The sequence below is a fragment of the Flammeovirga sp. AWQ4_249 genome, assembly GCF_056161045.1.
Window position 1 is genome coordinate 1 of record NZ_JBSWYJ010000054.1, and the last position, 19,235, is coordinate 19,235.

General features: G+C 32.4%; 18 protein-coding genes. 9 read left to right on the forward strand and 9 right to left on the reverse strand.

Annotated features, from left to right (window positions below):
- Positions 1 to 168 precede the first annotated feature (168 nt).
- From ACXAHM_RS23420 to ACXAHM_RS23435, 4 genes are read right to left on the reverse strand one after another with little or no spacing between them, the layout of a single operon-like run.
- A complete protein-coding gene (locus ACXAHM_RS23420) occupies positions 169 to 783 on the reverse strand; it encodes a hypothetical protein (RefSeq protein WP_474965702.1) in 615 nt (204 codons plus the stop codon).
- 60 nt (positions 784 to 843) lie between these two features.
- The gene (locus tag ACXAHM_RS23425; RefSeq protein WP_474965704.1) at positions 844 to 2,301 is read right to left on the reverse strand and encodes a TolC family protein; all 1,458 of its coding nucleotides are present in this window, start codon (positions 2,299 to 2,301) and stop codon (positions 844 to 846) included.
- An 18-nt stretch (positions 2,302 to 2,319) separates the two neighbouring features.
- Positions 2,320 to 3,651 carry an ABC transporter permease gene (locus ACXAHM_RS23430; RefSeq protein WP_474965706.1) on the reverse strand — a complete coding sequence of 444 codons (1,332 nt, stop codon included), beginning with the start codon at positions 3,649 to 3,651 and terminating at the stop codon, positions 2,320 to 2,322.
- 4 nt (positions 3,652 to 3,655) lie between these two features.
- Positions 3,656 to 4,897: an efflux RND transporter periplasmic adaptor subunit gene (locus ACXAHM_RS23435; RefSeq protein WP_474965709.1), complete on the reverse strand. Its 1,242-nt coding sequence runs from the start codon at positions 4,895 to 4,897 to the stop codon at positions 3,656 to 3,658.
- Between the two features lie 284 nt (positions 4,898 to 5,181).
- Between ACXAHM_RS23435 and asnS the strand changes: the two genes are divergently transcribed.
- Entirely contained in the window at positions 5,182 to 6,612 is a 1,431-nt protein-coding gene (asnS, locus tag ACXAHM_RS23440) for an asparagine--tRNA ligase (protein WP_474965712.1), read from the forward strand.
- A gap of 71 nt (positions 6,613 to 6,683) precedes the next feature.
- Here asnS and ACXAHM_RS23445 read toward each other — a convergent pair whose 3' ends face one another.
- On the reverse strand, positions 6,684 to 7,157 hold the full coding sequence (locus ACXAHM_RS23445) for a hypothetical protein (protein ID WP_474965714.1): 474 nt from the start codon (positions 7,155 to 7,157) through the stop codon (positions 6,684 to 6,686).
- A 332-nt stretch (positions 7,158 to 7,489) separates the two neighbouring features.
- Positions 7,490 to 7,969, reverse strand: a complete 480-nt coding sequence (locus ACXAHM_RS23450; protein WP_474965718.1) for a hypothetical protein — start codon at positions 7,967 to 7,969, stop codon at positions 7,490 to 7,492.
- Positions 7,970 to 8,276: 307 nt separating this feature from the next.
- On the opposite strand from ACXAHM_RS23450, the gene ACXAHM_RS23455 reads away from it, so the two are divergent.
- The 6 genes from ACXAHM_RS23455 (at position 8,277) to ACXAHM_RS23480 (ending at position 13,003) form a co-directional block, all read left to right on the forward strand.
- Positions 8,277 to 8,702 (forward strand): hypothetical protein, encoded by a 426-nt coding sequence (locus ACXAHM_RS23455; RefSeq protein ID WP_474965722.1) that lies wholly within the window; start codon positions 8,277 to 8,279, stop codon positions 8,700 to 8,702.
- Positions 8,703 to 8,790: 88 nt separating this feature from the next.
- Entirely contained in the window at positions 8,791 to 9,267 is a 477-nt protein-coding gene (locus tag ACXAHM_RS23460) for a GNAT family N-acetyltransferase (protein WP_474965725.1), read from the forward strand.
- 1 nt (position 9,268) lies between these two features.
- On the forward strand, positions 9,269 to 10,225 hold the full coding sequence (locus ACXAHM_RS23465; RefSeq protein ID WP_474965729.1) for a YheT family hydrolase: 957 nt from the start codon (positions 9,269 to 9,271) through the stop codon (positions 10,223 to 10,225).
- Positions 10,226 to 10,235: 10 nt separating this feature from the next.
- Complete coding sequence (locus tag ACXAHM_RS23470) at positions 10,236 to 10,457, forward strand: hypothetical protein (RefSeq protein ID WP_474965732.1); 222 nt, start codon at positions 10,236 to 10,238, stop codon at positions 10,455 to 10,457.
- A 98-nt stretch (positions 10,458 to 10,555) separates the two neighbouring features.
- Entirely contained in the window at positions 10,556 to 12,424 is a 1,869-nt protein-coding gene (locus tag ACXAHM_RS23475; RefSeq protein WP_474965734.1) for a glycoside hydrolase family 13 protein, read from the forward strand.
- A gap of 129 nt (positions 12,425 to 12,553) precedes the next feature.
- Entirely contained in the window at positions 12,554 to 13,003 is a 450-nt protein-coding gene (locus tag ACXAHM_RS23480) for a hypothetical protein (RefSeq protein ID WP_474965738.1), read from the forward strand.
- Between the two features lie 13 nt (positions 13,004 to 13,016).
- On the opposite strand, the gene ACXAHM_RS23485 is transcribed toward ACXAHM_RS23480, so the two are convergent.
- Positions 13,017 to 13,820, reverse strand: a complete 804-nt coding sequence (locus tag ACXAHM_RS23485) for an inositol monophosphatase family protein (RefSeq protein ID WP_474965742.1) — start codon at positions 13,818 to 13,820, stop codon at positions 13,017 to 13,019.
- Positions 13,821 to 14,056: 236 nt separating this feature from the next.
- On the opposite strand from ACXAHM_RS23485, the gene ACXAHM_RS23490 reads away from it, so the two are divergent.
- Positions 14,057 to 14,680 carry a DUF4251 domain-containing protein gene (locus ACXAHM_RS23490; protein ID WP_474965746.1) on the forward strand — a complete coding sequence of 208 codons (624 nt, stop codon included), beginning with the start codon at positions 14,057 to 14,059 and terminating at the stop codon, positions 14,678 to 14,680.
- 89 nt (positions 14,681 to 14,769) lie between these two features.
- Here the strand turns inward: ACXAHM_RS23490 and ACXAHM_RS23495 are convergent, their stop codons facing one another.
- The gene (locus ACXAHM_RS23495; protein WP_474965750.1) at positions 14,770 to 17,022 is read right to left on the reverse strand and encodes a transglycosylase domain-containing protein; all 2,253 of its coding nucleotides are present in this window, start codon (positions 17,020 to 17,022) and stop codon (positions 14,770 to 14,772) included.
- A 235-nt stretch (positions 17,023 to 17,257) separates the two neighbouring features.
- Here ACXAHM_RS23495 and ACXAHM_RS23500 point away from each other — a divergent pair, with 235 nt between their 5' ends.
- Positions 17,258 to 17,842: an NAD(P)H-dependent oxidoreductase gene (locus tag ACXAHM_RS23500; protein ID WP_474965754.1), complete on the forward strand. Its 585-nt coding sequence runs from the start codon at positions 17,258 to 17,260 to the stop codon at positions 17,840 to 17,842.
- Positions 17,843 to 17,894: 52 nt separating this feature from the next.
- On the opposite strand, the gene ACXAHM_RS23505 is transcribed toward ACXAHM_RS23500, so the two are convergent.
- Entirely contained in the window at positions 17,895 to 19,136 is a 1,242-nt protein-coding gene (locus ACXAHM_RS23505) for an aspartate aminotransferase type Ic (RefSeq protein ID WP_474965758.1), read from the reverse strand.
- Between the last annotated feature and the right edge of the window lie 99 nt (positions 19,137 to 19,235).

Here is a 19,235-nt window from a genome sequence, read left to right on the forward strand (position 1 = left end):
AAATTGACTCCTTCGTCGTCACCCTTGTCAAAAATGAAATATCACTTTTAAAATGTATCATAAAAGTTGTTCTTCTTGAAAAAAGAAACTTTATTATGAACTGAGAAAGAAATTAAACTCTGAATTAAAACGAGACAGCGTTCAGATTACACTCCCAATTGAAAAGATTTACAAAGGAGATTCTCCATAGAAATAATCCATTTCAACGATATCAGTATTAGGATTTTCTTTTTGTAATTTTTCTTTATGTTTTGCTATCATTTTATTCCATTTTTTGACAGCATTATTATAATATCCTCTTGTAAAGGTATCTCTACCGCTTGCGTCAGAAATTTCTTTAATTGAGTCTTGTACTTCTTCTTGAACATCAAGATTATCTAATGTTTCTACATAATCTCTAAGTGCAAAAATCATTTCATTGATTGCTTGATCATATTGCATCAAATAATCATTATTATTAAAATTAGCATCAGTATACACTTTTGTTTTTGCGTTAGCAATGGCAACTTCAGCAGCTTCCTTTTTTTCTGAATTTCCTTTCACTTTTGAAGTTTTGATATATTTCAAAACATCTTCTGCAGCTGCAATCTTTGCTTGTTCAGATGCGAAAGCTTCTTTTTTAAGAGAATCAATTTCTATGTATAAAGCTTTTGAATCTACTTTGCTAAGATCTTCAACCTCTATAGTTACTTCCTCAGTATGTTCAGTTTGTTTATTTTCTGATGAACAAGAAAAAATAAATGCACTTATTGCTAAGATGATAATGTGAGAATTTTTCATCATTTCTACGATTTAAAGAATCATTATTTATTTGTTCTTTATATATCAATTCATAGACCAATTTTAATAACTGCCTATCTTTTCATTCTTTTGAAAATCATATAAAGTGAAAACTCTCAATCGATAGAAGGATAACCAATATTCTTTCAATGAAGCCATATACTCTTTTGTTGCACTATCCTTATCTCGTAATGTGATGTTTAAATCTGTTACACTTATTTTACCAACTAGGTAGCGTTGACGAGCAATCTCATAACTCTTTTCAGAAACGACTTTTGCTCTTTCTGTAGATAGAACCCTTTTACGAATAATCGGAATTTGACGAGCCAACATGTAAATCTCTTGTGTAAATCGCTGTTCTTGTAATGCAATTGTACTTTCTTCTAATTTTTGATTGGATAAAGCAGTTTCTACTGCAGATTTTCTTCGTCCCCAATCGACTAATGGAATATTAAAACCAAGCCTAAATTGCTGTTGTTCATTAGGATCTTGATACACTCCACTAGGTATATTTGATTGTTGTGTTAGACCAAATCGACCACTAAGGTTAACTTGTAAACCAACATCACCTTTTGCTTTTGCAACGGCTCGTTCTGCTTCTAGTTTTCGACGATGAAAGCTGATATATTGCTGTCGGTTTAGTTTGGCTTGCGCCACTGCAACATCAGAACTAATTGTAATATCAGGAATTTCAGCAGGTAGGGATAACTGCACTTGTTGTTCATTGGAAGTTAAACCCAGAAAAGTATACAAGTTTAAAGTTGCTTGTTCCATTTCTAAATTGGCAGATTGTAAATTACGCTCAGCCGTAATCACACTTAATTCCAATTGAAGTAATTCATTCTCAGCGATCTTACCAAGATTATATCTTCCTTGACCAATTTTAAAAATGGTATCATTGTTTGCAAGGTTGGTTTCAGCTACTTTTTTATTGATCTGAGCTAATAGAAGATCAAAATAAAACTGTGTGGCATCATATCCGACTTGTTCTAATTCTTCTGAATATTTCTTTTGAGATTCTTCATAAATCAAAGGTTGAATGACTTTGTCAAATTTGTATGGATTGAATGTAAAAAGAGGTTGATTAAAACCAATCATAAAGGGTTGACCTGCATAACTGACACCTTCATTTAATCCTTCAAAATTATCAATTCTTTGAAGACTCGACCCCATATATATAGTACCGCCTGTAAAACCAATATTTTGCTGTAATGCTAAATTTAATTCAGAAGTTGACATACTAACTCCTCTAAATTCGGTAGATCCATCAGGTTGAGTAATAGGAGAGATGGAACGGTTGAAATCAGGAAGGTAACCATCTAAAACTAACTGAGGGAGGAAGTTGGACTTAAATTGTTTGTATTGCCAATAGAAATTTTCTTTTCTGTTTTCAGCTTGTTGAGAAGATAAGGATTCCCCTTTAGCTATTCGGATTACTTGATCCAAAGTCATTACTTCTTGAGCATACAAAGGAGCACTCAAGAAAAATGATAGATATATAAAAAGTTTCTTGTAGTTCATTTTGAAGTAATAGTTTGTTTATTCGTATCGAAGAGATTCAATAGGATCTTGATTTGCTGCTTTTCTTGCTGGAGAAATTCCAAAAATAACTCCGATTGATGTTGATACACCAAAAGAAATTAATACAGATGAAAAAGATACAATTGTTGGGATATCAGCAATATTAGAGATCAAATAAGCTAACATAATTCCCAATATAACCCCGATAGTTCCGCCAGATAGACTGATTAATACAGCTTCGGATAAAAACTGGAAAATGATATCCTTCTTTTTAGCACCTAATGAAATTCGTAAACCAATTTCTTTAATACGTTCCAAAACAGAGGCAAGCATAATATTCATAATACCAATACCTCCCACAATTAGTGATATAGAAGCAATCGCACCTAATACGATATTGAAAATGTCTTTCGTTCTTCTTTGCTGTTGCAACAACATTTCAGGGATTGAGATTTCGAAATCAATTTTATCAAAATGTCTTCTAGCTAGCATTCTTTGTAACACTTCAGAAGCTAACCCCAATTGATTACTTTCTTCCATTTGAATGACCACCTTATCCAATTGATGATAGTTCACTACTTTCTTTTCAGCATCATTATTTCTGTTCCTAGCTTGATTTTGAGAAGCTATTTTAATATCTGTAGCTGTAACTTTTGATCTATCTTGATAGCGAATAAGCATTGTATTGATAGGGATATAAACATCAAGATTGGCATTACGGATCCCTAACTTTTCTAAACTCTTAGAAGATGTATTTCTTTCTTTTAATACTCCAATAACGGTAAGCCATTGCCCACCACATTTAATACGTTTTCCGATAGGGTCTTCTTTAGGGAAAAAACGAGTTTGAATACCTCTACCAATAATACATACAGCTTGACCAAACTTGAAATTTGATTTCGAAAATAAATTACCATCCGATAGAGTATGATTATATATTTCAAAATATGCATTCTCTACGCCAATTAATTTTGTTGATCTTCGAATACCATTTTTAATCAAGAATGTTTCAAATTCTATCTCGGGACTAATCTTTTGAATATTAGGAATGGTATGTTTAATATTGGCAAGATCCAGTATAGTTAGACCTGGAGAAAATTTATTGTCATCATCATTACCTTGAGCTATTCGTTCTTCTGTTTGCTCCACTATTGGAGTAATGACGATATTATTTACACCCACTAACTTCATTTGATCAAGGATTTCTTGCTGAGCTCCTTGGCCTACGGCTAACATGGCAATTACTGCACTCACACCAAAGATGATTCCTAATGCTGTTAAGAAAGATCTGATTGTATTTGCAAGAATTGCCTCAAAAGCGATAGACAGATTAATTAAAATTCTATCCATTGCTTTAGTTTAATAATGTAATCTCCTCAGAGATGTTTTCAGGTGTCGATAGTGCAACAATGTCGTCGGGTGAAAGTCCTTCTTTGATTTCGATATCTTTATCATTCATTTCACCAGTGACAACTTCTTTCTTTTCAAATCCAGTTGAAGATTTGTAGTACACATAATTGATGGAATCACCTTGTGTATGAATAGCTTCTAAAGGAACCAATAATGTGTTTTCAATAAAGTTGGTTTGAATAATATTAGAAGTCGTCATTGCAGGGCGTAAAGTATAGTCTTCTTCATTAACGATGATGATTACTTCAAAAACTTTTGCATCTGAATTTGGTTTTTGCTCTCCAACATTGGCAACACTTGTCACTTTACCCGTTAAAGCTTTATCAGGAAAAGCATCAAGACCAATTTTTACAATTTGATCTTTTTTAATTTTTCGAATATCTACTTCATTCACATAAGTCTTAGAAATCATAACCGAAAGATCTGGTAAAGTCGCGACCACAGGGTCCCAACCACGAATAGTTGAGCCTTCTTTTTTCTTTTTTCCAGAATAATCTTTAGCATAAATCAACATTCCATCTTCAGGAGCGAGTATTGTGAAATCTTGAGATAAATCTTGTAAGAACTTTACTTTCCTTTGTGCTTGACTAAGTGTTGCAGAGGTTTCCCTCATCTTTGCACTCAGTTGTTGTTGTTTTACATCGTAATTTTTTCTTGTTTGCTTTAAATCACGTTCAGCTTTGATAACTTCAATTTCAGCTTGTTTTATAGTGGCAGGGGGTTCAAAAGCAGACTGTTTTAATGCAATTTTTTTCTCTTCAACTGTAAATTCAAGATTAATAATTTTATCTCTTTCTTGACTAAGTTGAAGTGCAGTATCCAATTTAGTTTGTTCCCATTGTGACTCAGCTTTTGTAAGGTCAGTTTGTCTTTGCGTCAGTTTATCTGATAATTGAGAAGGGTCTAACTGAGCGACTAATTCACCTTTCTTGACTACAGAACCTTCAGGAATTAATTTATTAATGCTTACTTCCCAAATACCTGCCTGTCCCATTTGCATTGGTCCTCTAACTTCCACGAAGCTTTTTGCTTCTAATTCTCCCGTTGTGGAAACATTGATATACAAATCATCAAACCTTGCTTTTGTAAATAATACTTCTTCTGATGATTCATTAAAGAAGAATAGGTAGGACAGCATAATTAATGTGACACCGGATACACCACCGATTAATGCTTTTTTTCTCATTAGTAATAGTTGTTATTCGTAATTAGTATTAGATATGAAGAGATCTTTCTGATAATTGCTATGTTACTTATTTTTTTTGATGAATGCAGTATTTCCCTTATTAAGCTTTGTTAATTTAAAGTACTACATTAGAAATCTCTTAAAATCAACTTAAAAGACTATTTTATTCTTTAAAACGTTGTAATAGGGCATAAATAATAAGTGAAACTTTATATATTTGTGAGCAATTACCGACATACCCTATGTATGTCTTTTTTATTTTAAACATTTAAACTACCACGCAAGTGAAAAGAACAAAGATTAAAGACTTGCTGGCCCACGGTGAAGTTGGTGCCAAAGTAACTGTAAAAGGATGGATTAGAACATTTAGAAGCAATCGTTTTATCGCATTGAATGATGGTTCTACTATCAATAATTTGCAAGCAGTGGTAGATTTTGAAAATACTGACGAAGATCTACTAAAAAGATTAACTACTAGTGCTGCAGTTTCAATCGACGGTGAAGTAGTAGAATCTCAAGGAAAAGGTCAAAGAATCGAAATCCTTGCTGAAAATATAGAAATTTTAGGTGATGCAGATCCTGAAGAGTATCCATTACAACCTAAAAAACACTCATTAGAGTTCTTAAGAGAGAAGGCTCACTTACGTCCTCGTACACAAACAATGAGTGCTGTTTATAGAGTGAGACATGCATTGGCTTATGGTATCCATAAATTCTTTAATGAAAAAGGATTCCTTTATATGCATACGCCAATCATTACAGGTTCTGATGCTGAAGGTGCTGGTGAAATGTTCAAAGTAACTAACTTTGATCTTAAAAATCCTCCTTTAACAGAGGAAGGAGAAATCGATTTCAAAGAAGATTTCTTTGGTAAGGCAGTAAACTTATCAGTATCAGGTCAGTTAGAGGCTGAAGTAGGAGCAATGTCAATGGGTGAGGTTTATACATTTGGGCCTACATTCCGTGCAGAAAACTCAAATACTTCTCGTCACTTAGCTGAATTCTGGATGATTGAACCAGAGATGGCATTCTATGACTTGGACGATAACATGGACTTAGCAGAAGAAATGATTAAGTTCTTAATCGATTATGCTATGGAACAATGTCCAGATGATTTGAAGTTCTTAGACCAAAGATATGCACAAGAGCAAAAAACAAAACCTCAAAATGAAAGATCAGAACTAGGTCTTTTAGAAAGGTTGAAGTTTGTGTCTGAAAATGACTTCGAGCGTTTGACGTATACGGAAGCAATCGAAGTATTGAAAAGATCTAAAGCTTACAAAAAGAAGAAATTTAAATATCCTGTTGATTGGGGTATTGATTTACAATCTGAGCATGAAAGATATCTTGTAGAGAAGGAATTCAAAAAGCCAGTTATTCTTACTGATTACCCTAAAGACATCAAATCATTCTACATGAAACAAAATGATGATGGAAAAACAGTAAGAGCAATGGACGTTTTATTCCCTGGTATCGGTGAAATCATTGGAGGTTCTCAAAGAGAAGAGTCTTATGATAAGCTTCTAACTAGAATGAATGAAATGGGAGTTCCTCAAGAAGAGCTTTGGTGGTACTTAGAGCTACGTAAATTCGGTACTGCTCCCCACTCAGGATTTGGTTTAGGATTTGAAAGAATCGTATTATTCGTTTCAGGTATGGGTAACATCCGTGACGTAATACCTTTCCCAAGAGCTCCTAAGAGTGCTGAATTCTAAAATAAGGTAAAACTAAGGAAACGTTGTTGCCAAAAAAGGCGTCAAATTTTATAAATTTGACGCCTTTTCTATTATTTATATGACTTTACAGAAGTAAGCATGTTATCTACTGGTCTCCAACCTAAGTCAGGGTAGTGCTTATATGAATAAAGTTTCCATTGAATTTCTTTTGTTTTCTTGTCTACTTTTTCAACACTCCAGATTACACAAACTTTGTTATTATCTGCTACGTCTGTATATATTCTTACGTAATCTCTTCCTTCTTTTAATTTTTCGAATAAAATATCATCTGTATCTCTATCTACTAAAAGGAATGATCCACCACTTTTAATTAACTCTAATGAAGCTGTTGCAGCTACACCTTTTAAGAATGGTGCTGTTTTAACTTTTGGAGGGTAACTAGAATCATAGTTTACCTCTTTTGAAACATATTCCGTATCTTCTTTTGATTTCTTTTTTGACTTTTTACCGTCACCGCCACCATTAGCGAAAGCTGAGAAGTTTATTACTAATGCGAGTAATGCTATAATGTATGAGATTTTCATTGTTATATAAAATAGGTTTGTTTTTTTGTATACCTTACTAAACCGATTTTCAGGAAGTTAGTTGAGTTGTTTATACTTTGTTACAACTTGTTTATTTTCATTTAAGAAAATCCGTATCATTCTTTTAATGAATTGTAACATTGGGTACCTTTTGGAACTTATTTTGGAATTGGTTTCTCACATTTTTTAGGAAATACAATTCATAAGATTTCATCTTTATATTGTTGAAACAAAAAAACTCACTCTTTAAAAAGTGAGTTTTGAGTTTGTTTTACAAAACATTTATACACAAAAAAGGAGCTATTCATCAAATTTGAATAACTCCTTCTTCCTTATTTATATGATTTTACAGAAGTAAGCATATTATCTACAGGTCTCCAGCCTAAATCTGGATATTCCTTATAAGAATATAACTTCCATTGGATTTCTTTCGTTTTTTTATCTACTTTATCAGCAGACCAAATAACACAAACTTTGTTATTATCAGCTTGATCAGTATAAACTCTAACATAATCTTTACCTTCTTTAAGGCTTTCATAAAGAATATCATCAGAATTTCTATCAACTAACATATATGAACCTCCACTTTTGATTAACTCTAAAGATTTTGTTCCTGCAACACCTTTTAAGAATGGTGCTGTTTTAACTTTCGGAGGATAACTTGAATCGTAGTTGACATTTTTATTAACTGATTCGATTTTGTTTTTATCCTTCTTTTTGCCTTTATCTTTTCCGTTGTCATGGTTTGAAGCAAAAGTAATGTTAGTGATTGATAAACTAACAATTGTAAGGATGTAAAAGAGATTTTTCATTGTTGTAATTAGGTTTAAAGTGTTTCTATCTTACTAAACTAAATATCAGAGAGTTAGTTGGTTTCTTTAAACCTTGTTATATCTTGTTGATAGATGTTTACATATCGATTATAGATACATATTGTTAGTCACAATTAAGAATACATTCATTTAGTGCCTTGTGAATTTTAAACAATTCATCAATTAGAATGTTAAAATACGGTGAACATTTATTCGTATGGTAGTAAATAGTAATATTTTTAGTTATTTTTACTTTCATAAACAATAAAAGCAACTTTACTTAGTATACGTTAAATTACTCATCACAATGAAAATTACTAACAAGCAAACACTATTTTCTAGCTTCATTTTATGTCTAGCTTTTTTTGCTGTCATTTTTGAATCTTGTACTTCTAAAAGTTTAGAAGTAGGGTGTGAAAAAGGAGTTTGGTACAAATCGAAACTAAAATCTCCAAATTCGTCAAATGTACCTATGAATGTGTCAGTAAAATTTACTGACAATTACACTTTGGTTGAATTATTCAATCAAGATGTCCATGAAGTGTATAAACTAGCTGTTACAAATGCAGCAAATCCAACTGTTTTCGAAACAGGGGAGTTTAAAAACAAGTACAATGATGCTCAATTGACTTTAGAATCAGTTAATGATCAAAAGGAAATTGTTATTTCATTTAGAGATTTGGATGAAAACTTACAATTTGAAAGTCAAACTTTAGAATTGACAAAAGGTTAAATTGAATCAGATCATCAAAGAAAGGTTAGTTATTATGACTAACCTTTTTTTTTTGCCTTAATCCTATAAATTTGCAAAAAAAATAAACATGAAGATTAGAACGATACTTCCATCAGATAATATCCCAATAGGTAATTTAATTCAAAATGTACTTGAAGAACATAAAGCTAATTTGCCTGGTACAGCCTATTTTGATAAAGAATTATTTTCTTTAAGTGAAGTATATAACACAACACATAGTCGTTATTTTATCATTGAGGAGAATAATGTAGTTGTTGGTGGTGGAGGTATAAATAGTTTTTATGATCAAGACCCGTCTATCTGTGAATTACAAAAGCTATATTTATCTAAAGAGGTGAGAGGGAAGGGATATGGAAGACAATTAATTGAAAAGTGTCTGACATTTGCTAAAGAGGCAGGGTTTAAATCTTGTTACCTTGAGACAATGCCTCAATTATCAAGTGGAGTAAACTTATATTACAAAGTAGGTTTTAAAGACTTAGAAAAACCAATTGGTAATACTTTACATCATGGATGTTCAATTTGGATGATTAAAACATTATAATATGCCAGTTTTAGAATCGAACTATAATCCGAATTTCTTTTTTAGAAACCCACATGTAAATACTATATATGCAAATAGGGTAAAGAAGTTGAAAACACCGAAATATAGTAGGAAGAGATTTCATACATCAGATGGTGACTTTTTTGATGTAGATACTTTGCTTTCTGAGTCTGATACAGCATTAATCTTATTACATGGATTGGAAGGTTCTTCAAGTTCTGCTTATATGCTAGAAATTTCCGATTACTTTTCAAAGATTTGGGATATTTGGGCTGTCAATCATAAAAGCTGTAGCGGTGAACCTAATTTGAAAAAGACATCATACCACAGCGGTAGGACAGAGGAATTAGAATTTTTATTAGACGAAATAGGAGGTCAATACCGAAATATTTTCGTTGTAGGTTTTAGTTTAGGTGGTAATATTACCTTAAAATATTTAGGAGAAAAAGGAGCTGAAATTCATCCTAAAATAAAAGCAGGAATTGCAGTTTCTGTGCCTGTACATCTTAATACATCTGCAAAAGCATTACAACAAAAGAAGAATTGGATTTACTTAAATAACTTTTTAGTCTCTTTAAAAAAGAAGGCTATCGAAAAAATAAAAAGAGAAGATCCATATTCAGGGAAAATCATCTTAATTGACAAAGCAAAGACTTTTGTAGAGTTTGATGACCTTTATACTGCACCAGTTCATGGATACCAAGATGCAGAGGATTATTGGACAAAATGTAGCTCAAAACAATTTTTACATCAGATTAAAGTACCAACTTTGATCTTAAATGCTGCAGATGACCCCTTTTTATCTAATGAATGTTATCCATATAGTGAAGCTATGGGTAATGATCAGTTATATTTGGAGGTTCCTAAATATGGAGGGCATGTTGGCTTTCTAGAAACATCCTCTAGGGACAGATGGTATTTACACCGTTTTAAACAATTTTTGACTAATACCCTATAATTTTTATACTATGCATGGATATCTATTTACTTTAGTTGGCATTATCATGGTCATCTTATCTTTAACAGTATACAAAGAAGATGATGTTGTCAAATACTCTATGTTAGTAGGTGCCTTTTTCCTTTTTATCATTGGTTCTTTTATTAAGTTTAAAACACTTATTAAAATTAAAAGAGAAATGAATGAAAAAGTAGAGGCAGCGAAAAGAAAAAAAGAAGAAGAAAATGCCTAAATTGTTAGGTGATAATAAATAAATAACGATTTCTTACCCAAGTATTCAAGACATACTTACAAGTTTTATCTTATTTAAAACAATAATTAAATATGAAAATGAGACAAATTTTATTTTCTCTTATCATTGGAGTTCTATTTTTACAACCATCTTTAGCAAAAAGTAAAGTTGTAATTGACCATGTAGAACCTGCCTTTTGGTGGGCAGGTATGGTGAATCCAGAGCTTCAAGTACTTATTCATGGTGAAAATATTACCGACTTAACTCCAGAAATTACTTACGAAGGAGTAACACTAGAACAAATAATCAGAGTGGAGAGCCCTAATTATTTATTCTTGAACCTAACATTGAGTAATAATGTAAAAGCTGGCACTTTTCCGATCACTTTTAAAAGAAAAGGAAAAGTAGTTTTTACCTATGATTATGAGTTAAAAGCAAGAAAAGAAAACTCTGCACAAAGAGAAGGTTTTTCAAACAAGGATATCATGTACTTGATTACTCCTGATAGATTTGCGAACAGTATTCCAGAAAACGACCATGTAGAAGGTATGTATGAAGATACTGATCGTACAAATAATGGTAAGCGTCATGGTGGTGATTTACAGGGTATTATTGATAATCTTGATTATATCAAAGGATTAGGATTTACTTCGGTTTGGATCTGTCCAGTTTTAGAAAGTAATCAAAAAGAATACTCTTATCATGGTTACGCTATTACGAACTACTATAAAGTAGATGCTCGTTATGGTTCTAATGAGGATTATGTGAGATTAGTTGAAGAAGCGAATAAGAGAGGTATTAAAATTATTATGGATCAAGTAGAGAACCATGCAGGTTTGTATCACTGGTGGTCTGAAGACCTTCCAACAAAAGATTGGTATCATTATGCTGAAATGGAAGAGAAGCCTTACACGAATCATAATAGATTCTCACTAGCTGATCCTTATTCAACTCCAGCAGAAAGAAAAGCATTTAGTGATGGATGGTTTGTACATAGAATGCCAGATTTAAACCAACAAAATCCTCTTCTTGCAAAATATTTAATCCAAAATTCAATTTGGTGGATTGAATATGCAGGATTACAGGGAATCCGTCAAGATACATTCTCATACCCTGACCCTAATTTTATGAGTGATTGGTCTAAGAGTATCATGACAGAATATCCTAACTTTAACATTGTAGGTGAAGAATGGTCTGTAAACCCAGCTATCGTTGCTAGATGGCAAAGAGGTCAACACAATAAAGACGGTTTCAAGAGTTACATGCCTTCAATGATGGACTTTCCTAACCAAGAAGCTTTTGTTCACTCTTTAAATAAAAAAGAAGAAAAATGGGCAGATAGTTTTGGAGAGTCATACGAAATGTTAGCTAATGACTTCTTATATCCTGAACCATTTAATTTAGTGACTTTCATGGATAATCATGATATGGCACGTATCTATGATCAGGTGAATCAAAATTATGATTTATACAAAATGGCTATGATCTACTTATATACATTGAGAGGTATTCCTCAAGTGTATTATGGTACAGAGATCACAATGTCATACCCAGAAAACCCTGGTGATCATGGTGGATTAAGAATCGATATGCCTGGTGGATGGGAAGGAGATAAAGTCAATGCATTTAAGGGTGAAGGTTTAAATGACCAACAAAAAGATGCCATGAACTTTATCAAAACATTGACGCACTATAGAGCTAATACAACAGCTTTACAAGATGGTAAGCTTGTTCATTATTATCCGAAAGAAGAGATCTATGTAATGTTTAGATTCGATAATAAGACAAAAGTGATGTCAATCTTTAACAAAAATACAACTACAACGGAAGTGAAATTAGATCTCTTCTTTGAAATGTTAGATGGAGCTAAATCAGTAAAAAATATCATCACTGGTGAAACTATCGATATCAGTTCAGGTGTTATTTCTATTGAAGGTACATCAGCTTTAATGCTTGAAGTAAATTAATCAATTGTATTAATTCATAAGAAAGAGGTACCATAAGGTGCCTCTTTTTTTATTTTAAGAAAAAATCGCCCTATTATTGTCCATGAATAGGCTTGAATTGTCCTATTACTGACAATGGAATTATCAAGAATGAAGAGTATATATTTATTGAGTACATTGATGGGGATATTTTTATTCACATCATGTAGTTTTGAGGGAAATGATGATGATCATCTGTTACTAGATCCAGTGGACTATGTTTATCATGATGCATTTGAAGGTGAAGTTGAAGACTCTTTAACTCAATTGGCGATTGACGTTAGAATTGTGGGTTGGAAAAAGAATGATAGATCTTTTTATAGTTTGCATTATAAATTTTCTAAAAAAGAAGAAAAAACAGCAATAGAAGAAGGTAACATTTCTTACGATGATATTAGAGTGCAATCAAGTGCACTTTTACAAAGCTTTCTATTTACAGAACTTGATTCTGTAACAGAATATAAATTAGAGTTGCAGTCAACTTATTTTGATCAACTCACAAGTGACGATGTGTATCTTTTTTCTACAAAGGGGGATACCACATCATATACTGAAGAATAAAAAATGGAATAGTCTAACTATTCCATTTTTTGTATATCGTTTCTTGCATTTCTTTATGAATACCAGGAGTAGCTGCAATGATCTCTCTATCTTCAATATAGGAGTTTTGATTAGAAAAAGTTGAGACAACACCTCCAGCTTCCTTAACTATAACAGCACCTGCTGCAACATCCCAAGCATTAAGGTTATATTCAAAAAATCCCTCTAACCTTCCACAGGCAACGTAAGCAAGGTCAACAGCGGCCGAACCTAATCTTCTTAAGCCATGACATCCTTCCATCATTCCCATTAAAATATTCATATACTGAGGCATTTTCTCAAAGTCATAATAAGGGAACCCAGTAGCTATTAATCCATTTTTTAAGACCGTTTGCTTTGAAACTTTTATAGGGAATCCATTTAAATGTGCACCTCCATCTTTCCAAGCATAAAAACATTCATCTAGATTCACTTCTCTAACAACGCCCAAGCAATAATCATCCTCACCTACAAGGGCAATACTAATAGAGAATATTGGAATGCCGTGAATAAAGTTCGTCGTTCCATCTAAAGGATCTATTATCCATTTTAATCCATTATTAGAACTTCTATTTGTTCCTTCTTCACCAATGAAACCTGCTTCTGGCATGATATGAGAAAGACCTTTTACAATCATCTCTTCAGCAGTTTTATCTACATAAGAAACTAGGTCATTCAACCCCTTGTATTCAATCTTACTATCATCAAAATTTTGTCTTTCATTTACTATAAAACGACCTACTTCTTCGGTTAGCTTTACAACTTTGTGGCAAATATCTTTAAAATTATACTGATTCATAATGTTTGTTTTCTTAAGAGAATAGAACTCTTTTTAATTCTTAGGTAGATATATATTGTATTATTTCACTACTGATTTGCACTATGTATATATGTATAATGCAGTTAGTTAGTAGACGGTGTTTATGGTTAATTGCTTCAAACAATATTAAGCATAATTTATTAGAACTTAATCAGATTATGAAATTTATAATTCAAATTCAAGCGTTTTACTAACCAAACAAAAAACAATTTACAATGAAAAAAATAACTAAAATCTATTCAGTATTTGTACTTATCATGACAATGACATTATGCTTAAACTCTGCGCAAGCTCAAGATTCTATCACACAAGATGATGCTAAAGTAGAACAGAAGGCACAAAAAAAGTCTGAGAAAAAAGCCGAAAAAGAAAAGAAAAAAGAAGAACGTAAAGCAGAAGAACAAGAACAACATGATCAAGCGATGTCTGGTATGTTATCTAAAGAATTTACTTTAGAAGCTACCCAAGCTTACGATAGAAGAGGTGCAGTTGTCAATGTTCAATCCGATCTAAACTTTGTTCAAGTAAGTGGAGATCGTGCTGTGGTTCAATTGGCTTTTCCTCAATTGATAGGTTTCAATGGTGTTGGTGGTATTACAGTTGATGGTAATATCTCTAACTATAAGATAAAAAAGGATGAAAAACATGACCGTTTGACAGTATCTTTTCATGTTCAAGGACCAACATTAATGGCTGATGTTAGTATTGAATTAGATGGAGAGGGAAATTGGGCAAACTCAAGTGTTGAAGGGGACTTCAGTGCAGCTGAATTAAACTTTAGAGGTAATGTGTACCCTAATGGAAAATCAGATGCTTATGAAGGAACAACAAGGTACTAGACTATAATTAACACACACAATACACTTAAGAATTTTAATTACAACATTAATAAAGAGCTCAATTGCAAATTGCAGATTGAGCTCTTTTTTTAGTTTCTATTTCTTCTTTTTCGTCTTTCTTCTCTACGCTGTTGACGTTTAGATTTTCGTTCTGCTTTTTCTTCTTTTGTCTTCTTTTTGAAGATATTGTCAAAGAACATCTCTACATCAGTACCTTCCTTGAAATCAGGACAGTTCATTTCATTTTCCAAATCTCGAGGTAGAGTAGGGAAGTCTGTGAAAAGTGTCCTTGTTAATGTGCTGTTGGCCTGTGTTTTTTGTAAGGTGATACCAGTTATAGGTAAGGCTAATCGACTACCACTTCCATAGGCACCTGTATTAAAATGAACTCTATTGGATGAAGCTCCAACACGTGTCACCATTACCAAATTAGGATTAATAGCAGCAAACCATGCGTCACCATAATCTTGAGAAGTTCCAGTTTTTCCTCCTAAAGGAATTCTTATTCCATATTGACTACCTAATGCAACACCTGTACCTTCTCTTACAGCTTTCTGAAGAATACTAGACATCAATAAAGATGTTTCAGTCTTCATAACCATTACAGGTGCATCCATTTGAGCTTCATATAATACTTTCCCTGTTGAGGTAGTGATTTTTGAAATAAATTTTGGTTCAACTTTATAACCACCATTCGCAAATGCCGAATAAGCGATAGCTAATTCATAAATACTTGCATCAACAGTTCCTAAAGCTGTTGATGGAAAATCTTGAAGTTCAGAACTAAAACCGAGTAGTTCCCAAAATTCTTCAAGCTTACTAAATCTTAAAGAGTTGTATAAATTAACGGTAGGGATATTTAATGATTTTGCTAATGCTGCAGCTAGAGAATACATACCTCCAGAAGTTTTGGAATAATTCTCAGGTTTCCATCCTTCTTCGTCTTCTTCATCTATTTCATTTTTTAGATACTTACAAGGGGATGCTCCATCTTCAATTGCAGTTGCGTATAAAATAGGTTTAAAAGTTGAGGCTAATTGTCTTTTGGCAGTCACTTGGTCATAAGGGTGTGATTGAAAATCAATACCGCCTACCCATGCCTTTACAAAACCATCATGAGGGTTAAGAGCTAAAAATCCAGCATGTAAAAGAAGAAGTTCTTTCTCTATACTATCTCTTAAGGATAAGTTTGCAGTTTGCATACCATCCCAAGTAAAGTATTCTCTATTTTTCTTTTCTTCTTTCCTATTTAATCTATCGAATGCTTTACTAATTAATTGGTTAAGTTCTTGTTTGCTTTTCCCGTTTTGATACTGTTGGTCTAATAACTTTTGCATGGTACTCAAATGCTTTTTAAAAGCATACAATGCATTATTTTGTAACTCGGGATTTAGTGAAGTATAAACCCTTAAACCATCTTTTTCGATATCGTAATTAGTTCTATTTTGCTGATTATATTCCTTAATGATCTTTTTTGCTCTTTGTTGTACAGGAACTAAAAAATAGTCGGCAATACCATCATTTTGGATATTTGCATAATCTAGTTTTAAAGGAATCTTCTTTAGTGAATCGTATTCCGTTTCCGTAATGTAGTCATATTTCATCATTTGATACATTACTGTATTTCTCCTAGTAAATGCGTTTTCAGGATTCAGTCTTGGGTTGTAAAATGTATTCGCCTTTAACATTCCAATTAAAACAGCAGCTTCTTCTATTTTAAGTTGATTGACTTTCTTATTAAAAAAGCGCTCTGAAGCTGTTTCAATTCCATATAAATCTTCTCCAAAAGGAACAGTATTCAAATACATTCTTAGAATTTCTTCTTTAGAATATAAACGTTCAATTTGTTGAGCAATTTTTATTTCATTTGATTTATTAAAAAGCATGGATAATGGACCATAGTTTTTACGCCCATACATGTTTTTTGCTAACTGTTGGGTAATTGTACTACCTCCACCACTACTTTTGTCTCCAAGTAAAATACTTTTAAATAAAACTCTTAATACACTTCTTGAATCGACACCATCATGTTCAAAAAAACGAGTATCTTCTGTAGCGACTAGGGCGTATACAAGGTGAGACGGTAGCTCTTCATAGGATGCATTTGTTCTATTTTTTGCGAAGAATTTTCCTATTACCTCATTATTATCAGCAAAAACAATGGATGCAGTTTCATTCTCAAAACTTAATAACTCTTCATCTGAATAAGAAGTACCAAAAGTTCCAGATAAGAACATCAATAAAAAGGCAACTCCTCCTAAAAAGCTTAAAAGAATTAATAAAAATACTTTTTTCTTATTCTTTAAAAGGAAATGAATTGTATTACTTAAAAGTGTCTTCAATTTCTTTAAAAAAGAATTGAAAATGATATTTACTTTAGACATGAATCAATGATATACTACTAAATAGAGTGGGGAATAAGTTGCAAAAATATCAATTCAAAATGATAAATGAATACTTATCAGAAGATTAACAAATGAAGGCTTCTTAATAAACCTAAAACATGAATATTTGTTGAAACAACAAATCATGAATTCCGTTTAAAAATCTTACAATAAATGGTAAAAATATACATCTATGAAGAAGATTTTAGTAATCAATGGAGCTCAGCAATTTATGCATTCAGGCGGTAGTCTAAACAAATCACTAACTAATTTATCAGTTGATTATTTTAGTGATAAAGATGAATTTGAAGTAAAATCAACTTCCGTAGATGAGAACTATAATATTGAAGAGGAAATTAAAAAGTTTGAATGGGCAGATATCATTATTTACCATACGCCAATTTGGTGGTTTTCAATTCCTCATGGTTTTAAAAAATACTTAGATGATGTTCTTACCAATGGACATGAAAGGTTGTATGCATCAGATGGAAGGACAAGTAAGGCACCTAAGTTAAATTATGGTAGAGGTGGATTACTTCAAGGTAAGAAGTATATTCTAACAACTTCTTGGAATGCACCTAGAGAAGCTTTTGAATTAGAAGGTGAGTTATTTGAACAAACAAGTGTTGATAACGGTCCAATGTATGGCTTTCACAAAATGAACTCATTTATTGGGTTGGAAAAATTAGCCACTTATCATTTTTATGATGTAATGAAAGATCCACAAATTGAAAATGACTTCAAAGAATATATTAAACTTTTAGATGAAGTTTTGTAAATAAAAAAGGGCTGTCTCTTTCGAGATAGCCCTTTGTATTTTAGTATCGTGCTTACTTAGAAGCAGCAGCTAATTGAACACAAACAGTTAATACTCTCATTGCCAATTTAATCTCACCCATAGATGGTAGAGTAGGAGCAATACGAATATTTTTATCCTTAGGATCATTTTTATAAGGGAAAGTTGCCCCTGCTGCAGTAAGTTTTACACCTGCTTCAGCAGCTAATTGAACTACTTTTTTAGCACATCCTTTAGGAACATCAAGAGAAATAAAGTAACCGCCTTTTGGTGTAGTCCAAGAAGCAATATCTTTACCTCCAAGGTCTTTTTCTAAGATTTCAATAACAGCATCAAACTTTGGAGCGATAATCTCAGCGTGTTTCTTCATGTGTTTTTGAACACCTTTGAAATCTTTAAAGAAACGTGCATGTCTTACTTGGTTGATTTTATCAGGACCAATTGTCGACATAGATAAGTGAGACTTCATCCAATTCATATTATCTACAGAACCACCCATTCCTGCAACAGCTGCTCCAGCAAAAGTGATTTTAGAGAATGAACCATAAATTAATACTCTGTTTTCTGTGCCTTCTTCTTTACAAGCTTCTAAGATATTGTCTAATTTATCTTGATCTTTAGAAAGGTGATGTACAGTGTAAGCATTATCCCACATGATACGGAAATCTTTTGCAGCCGTTTTCATTTTAGCTAAACGCTTCACTGTTTTTTTAGAACATGTATAGCCTGTAGGATTAGAATATTTAGGAACTACCCAAATACCTTTAATAGATTTATCTTCTGCTACAAGTTTTTCAACAACATCCATGTCAGGACCTTTTTCAGTCATAGGTACGGTGATCATTTCAATACCGAAGTGCTCACAAACTGAAAAATGTCTATCATAACCTGGAGATGGACATAAAAACTTGACCTTTGTCTGTTGACTCCAAGGCTTTTTACTTTCAGGGAATCCATGAGACATTGCTCTTGCAATAGTATCATGCATTAAAGTAAGTGATGAATTACCTGCTGTAATTACTTCATCTGTTGAAGAGACTTCTAAGAAATCTTTGAAAATGGCTTTCATTTCAGGAATACCATCTAACCCACCGTAGTTACGTGTGTCAGCACCTGCAGCTGTTTTGTAGTCCTTTGATGTTACAAGGTCTAACATTGGTAATGATAAATCAAGTTGTTCAGTACCAGGTTTACCTCTTGTCATATCTAAAGCTAATCCTTGAGCTTTATAATCATCGTATTTCTTCTGTAGTTCTTTTTTTGTTAGTGAAGCCATTACATACTGGAATTAAAGTATAAACTTTATTTTTATTGTTAGTCAAAGCTAGGAGTTATTTTTTAATTTTTAAATTATTTGAATGAAATTTTATCATAT

Coding starts and splice junctions, on each gene's coding strand:
- ACXAHM_RS23490 (WP_474965746.1), top strand. CDS start 14,057: ATGAAAAAAATAACTAAAATCTATTCAGTATTTGTACTTATCATGACA.
- ACXAHM_RS23435 (WP_474965709.1), bottom strand. CDS start 4,897: ATGAGAAAAAAAGCATTAATCGGTGGTGTATCCGGTGTCACATTAATT.
- ACXAHM_RS23480 (WP_474965738.1), top strand. CDS start 12,554: ATGAAGAGTATATATTTATTGAGTACATTGATGGGGATATTTTTATTC.
- ACXAHM_RS23420 (WP_474965702.1), bottom strand. CDS start 783: ATGATGAAAAATTCTCACATTATCATCTTAGCAATAAGTGCATTTATT.
- ACXAHM_RS23465 (WP_474965729.1), top strand. CDS start 9,269: ATGCCAGTTTTAGAATCGAACTATAATCCGAATTTCTTTTTTAGAAAC.
- ACXAHM_RS23445 (WP_474965714.1), bottom strand. CDS start 7,157: ATGAAAATCTCATACATTATAGCATTACTCGCATTAGTAATAAACTTC.
- ACXAHM_RS23485 (WP_474965742.1), bottom strand. CDS start 13,820: ATGAATCAGTATAATTTTAAAGATATTTGCCACAAAGTTGTAAAGCTA.
- ACXAHM_RS23455 (WP_474965722.1), top strand. CDS start 8,277: ATGAAAATTACTAACAAGCAAACACTATTTTCTAGCTTCATTTTATGT.
- ACXAHM_RS23430 (WP_474965706.1), bottom strand. CDS start 3,651: ATGGATAGAATTTTAATTAATCTGTCTATCGCTTTTGAGGCAATTCTT.
- ACXAHM_RS23505 (WP_474965758.1), bottom strand. CDS start 19,136: ATGGCTTCACTAACAAAAAAAGAACTACAGAAGAAATACGATGATTAT.
- ACXAHM_RS23475 (WP_474965734.1), top strand. CDS start 10,556: ATGAGACAAATTTTATTTTCTCTTATCATTGGAGTTCTATTTTTACAA.
- ACXAHM_RS23460 (WP_474965725.1), top strand. CDS start 8,791: ATGAAGATTAGAACGATACTTCCATCAGATAATATCCCAATAGGTAAT.
- ACXAHM_RS23500 (WP_474965754.1), top strand. CDS start 17,258: ATGAAGAAGATTTTAGTAATCAATGGAGCTCAGCAATTTATGCATTCA.
- ACXAHM_RS23470 (WP_474965732.1), top strand. CDS start 10,236: ATGCATGGATATCTATTTACTTTAGTTGGCATTATCATGGTCATCTTA.
- ACXAHM_RS23450 (WP_474965718.1), bottom strand. CDS start 7,969: ATGAAAAATCTCTTTTACATCCTTACAATTGTTAGTTTATCAATCACT.
- ACXAHM_RS23425 (WP_474965704.1), bottom strand. CDS start 2,301: ATGAACTACAAGAAACTTTTTATATATCTATCATTTTTCTTGAGTGCT.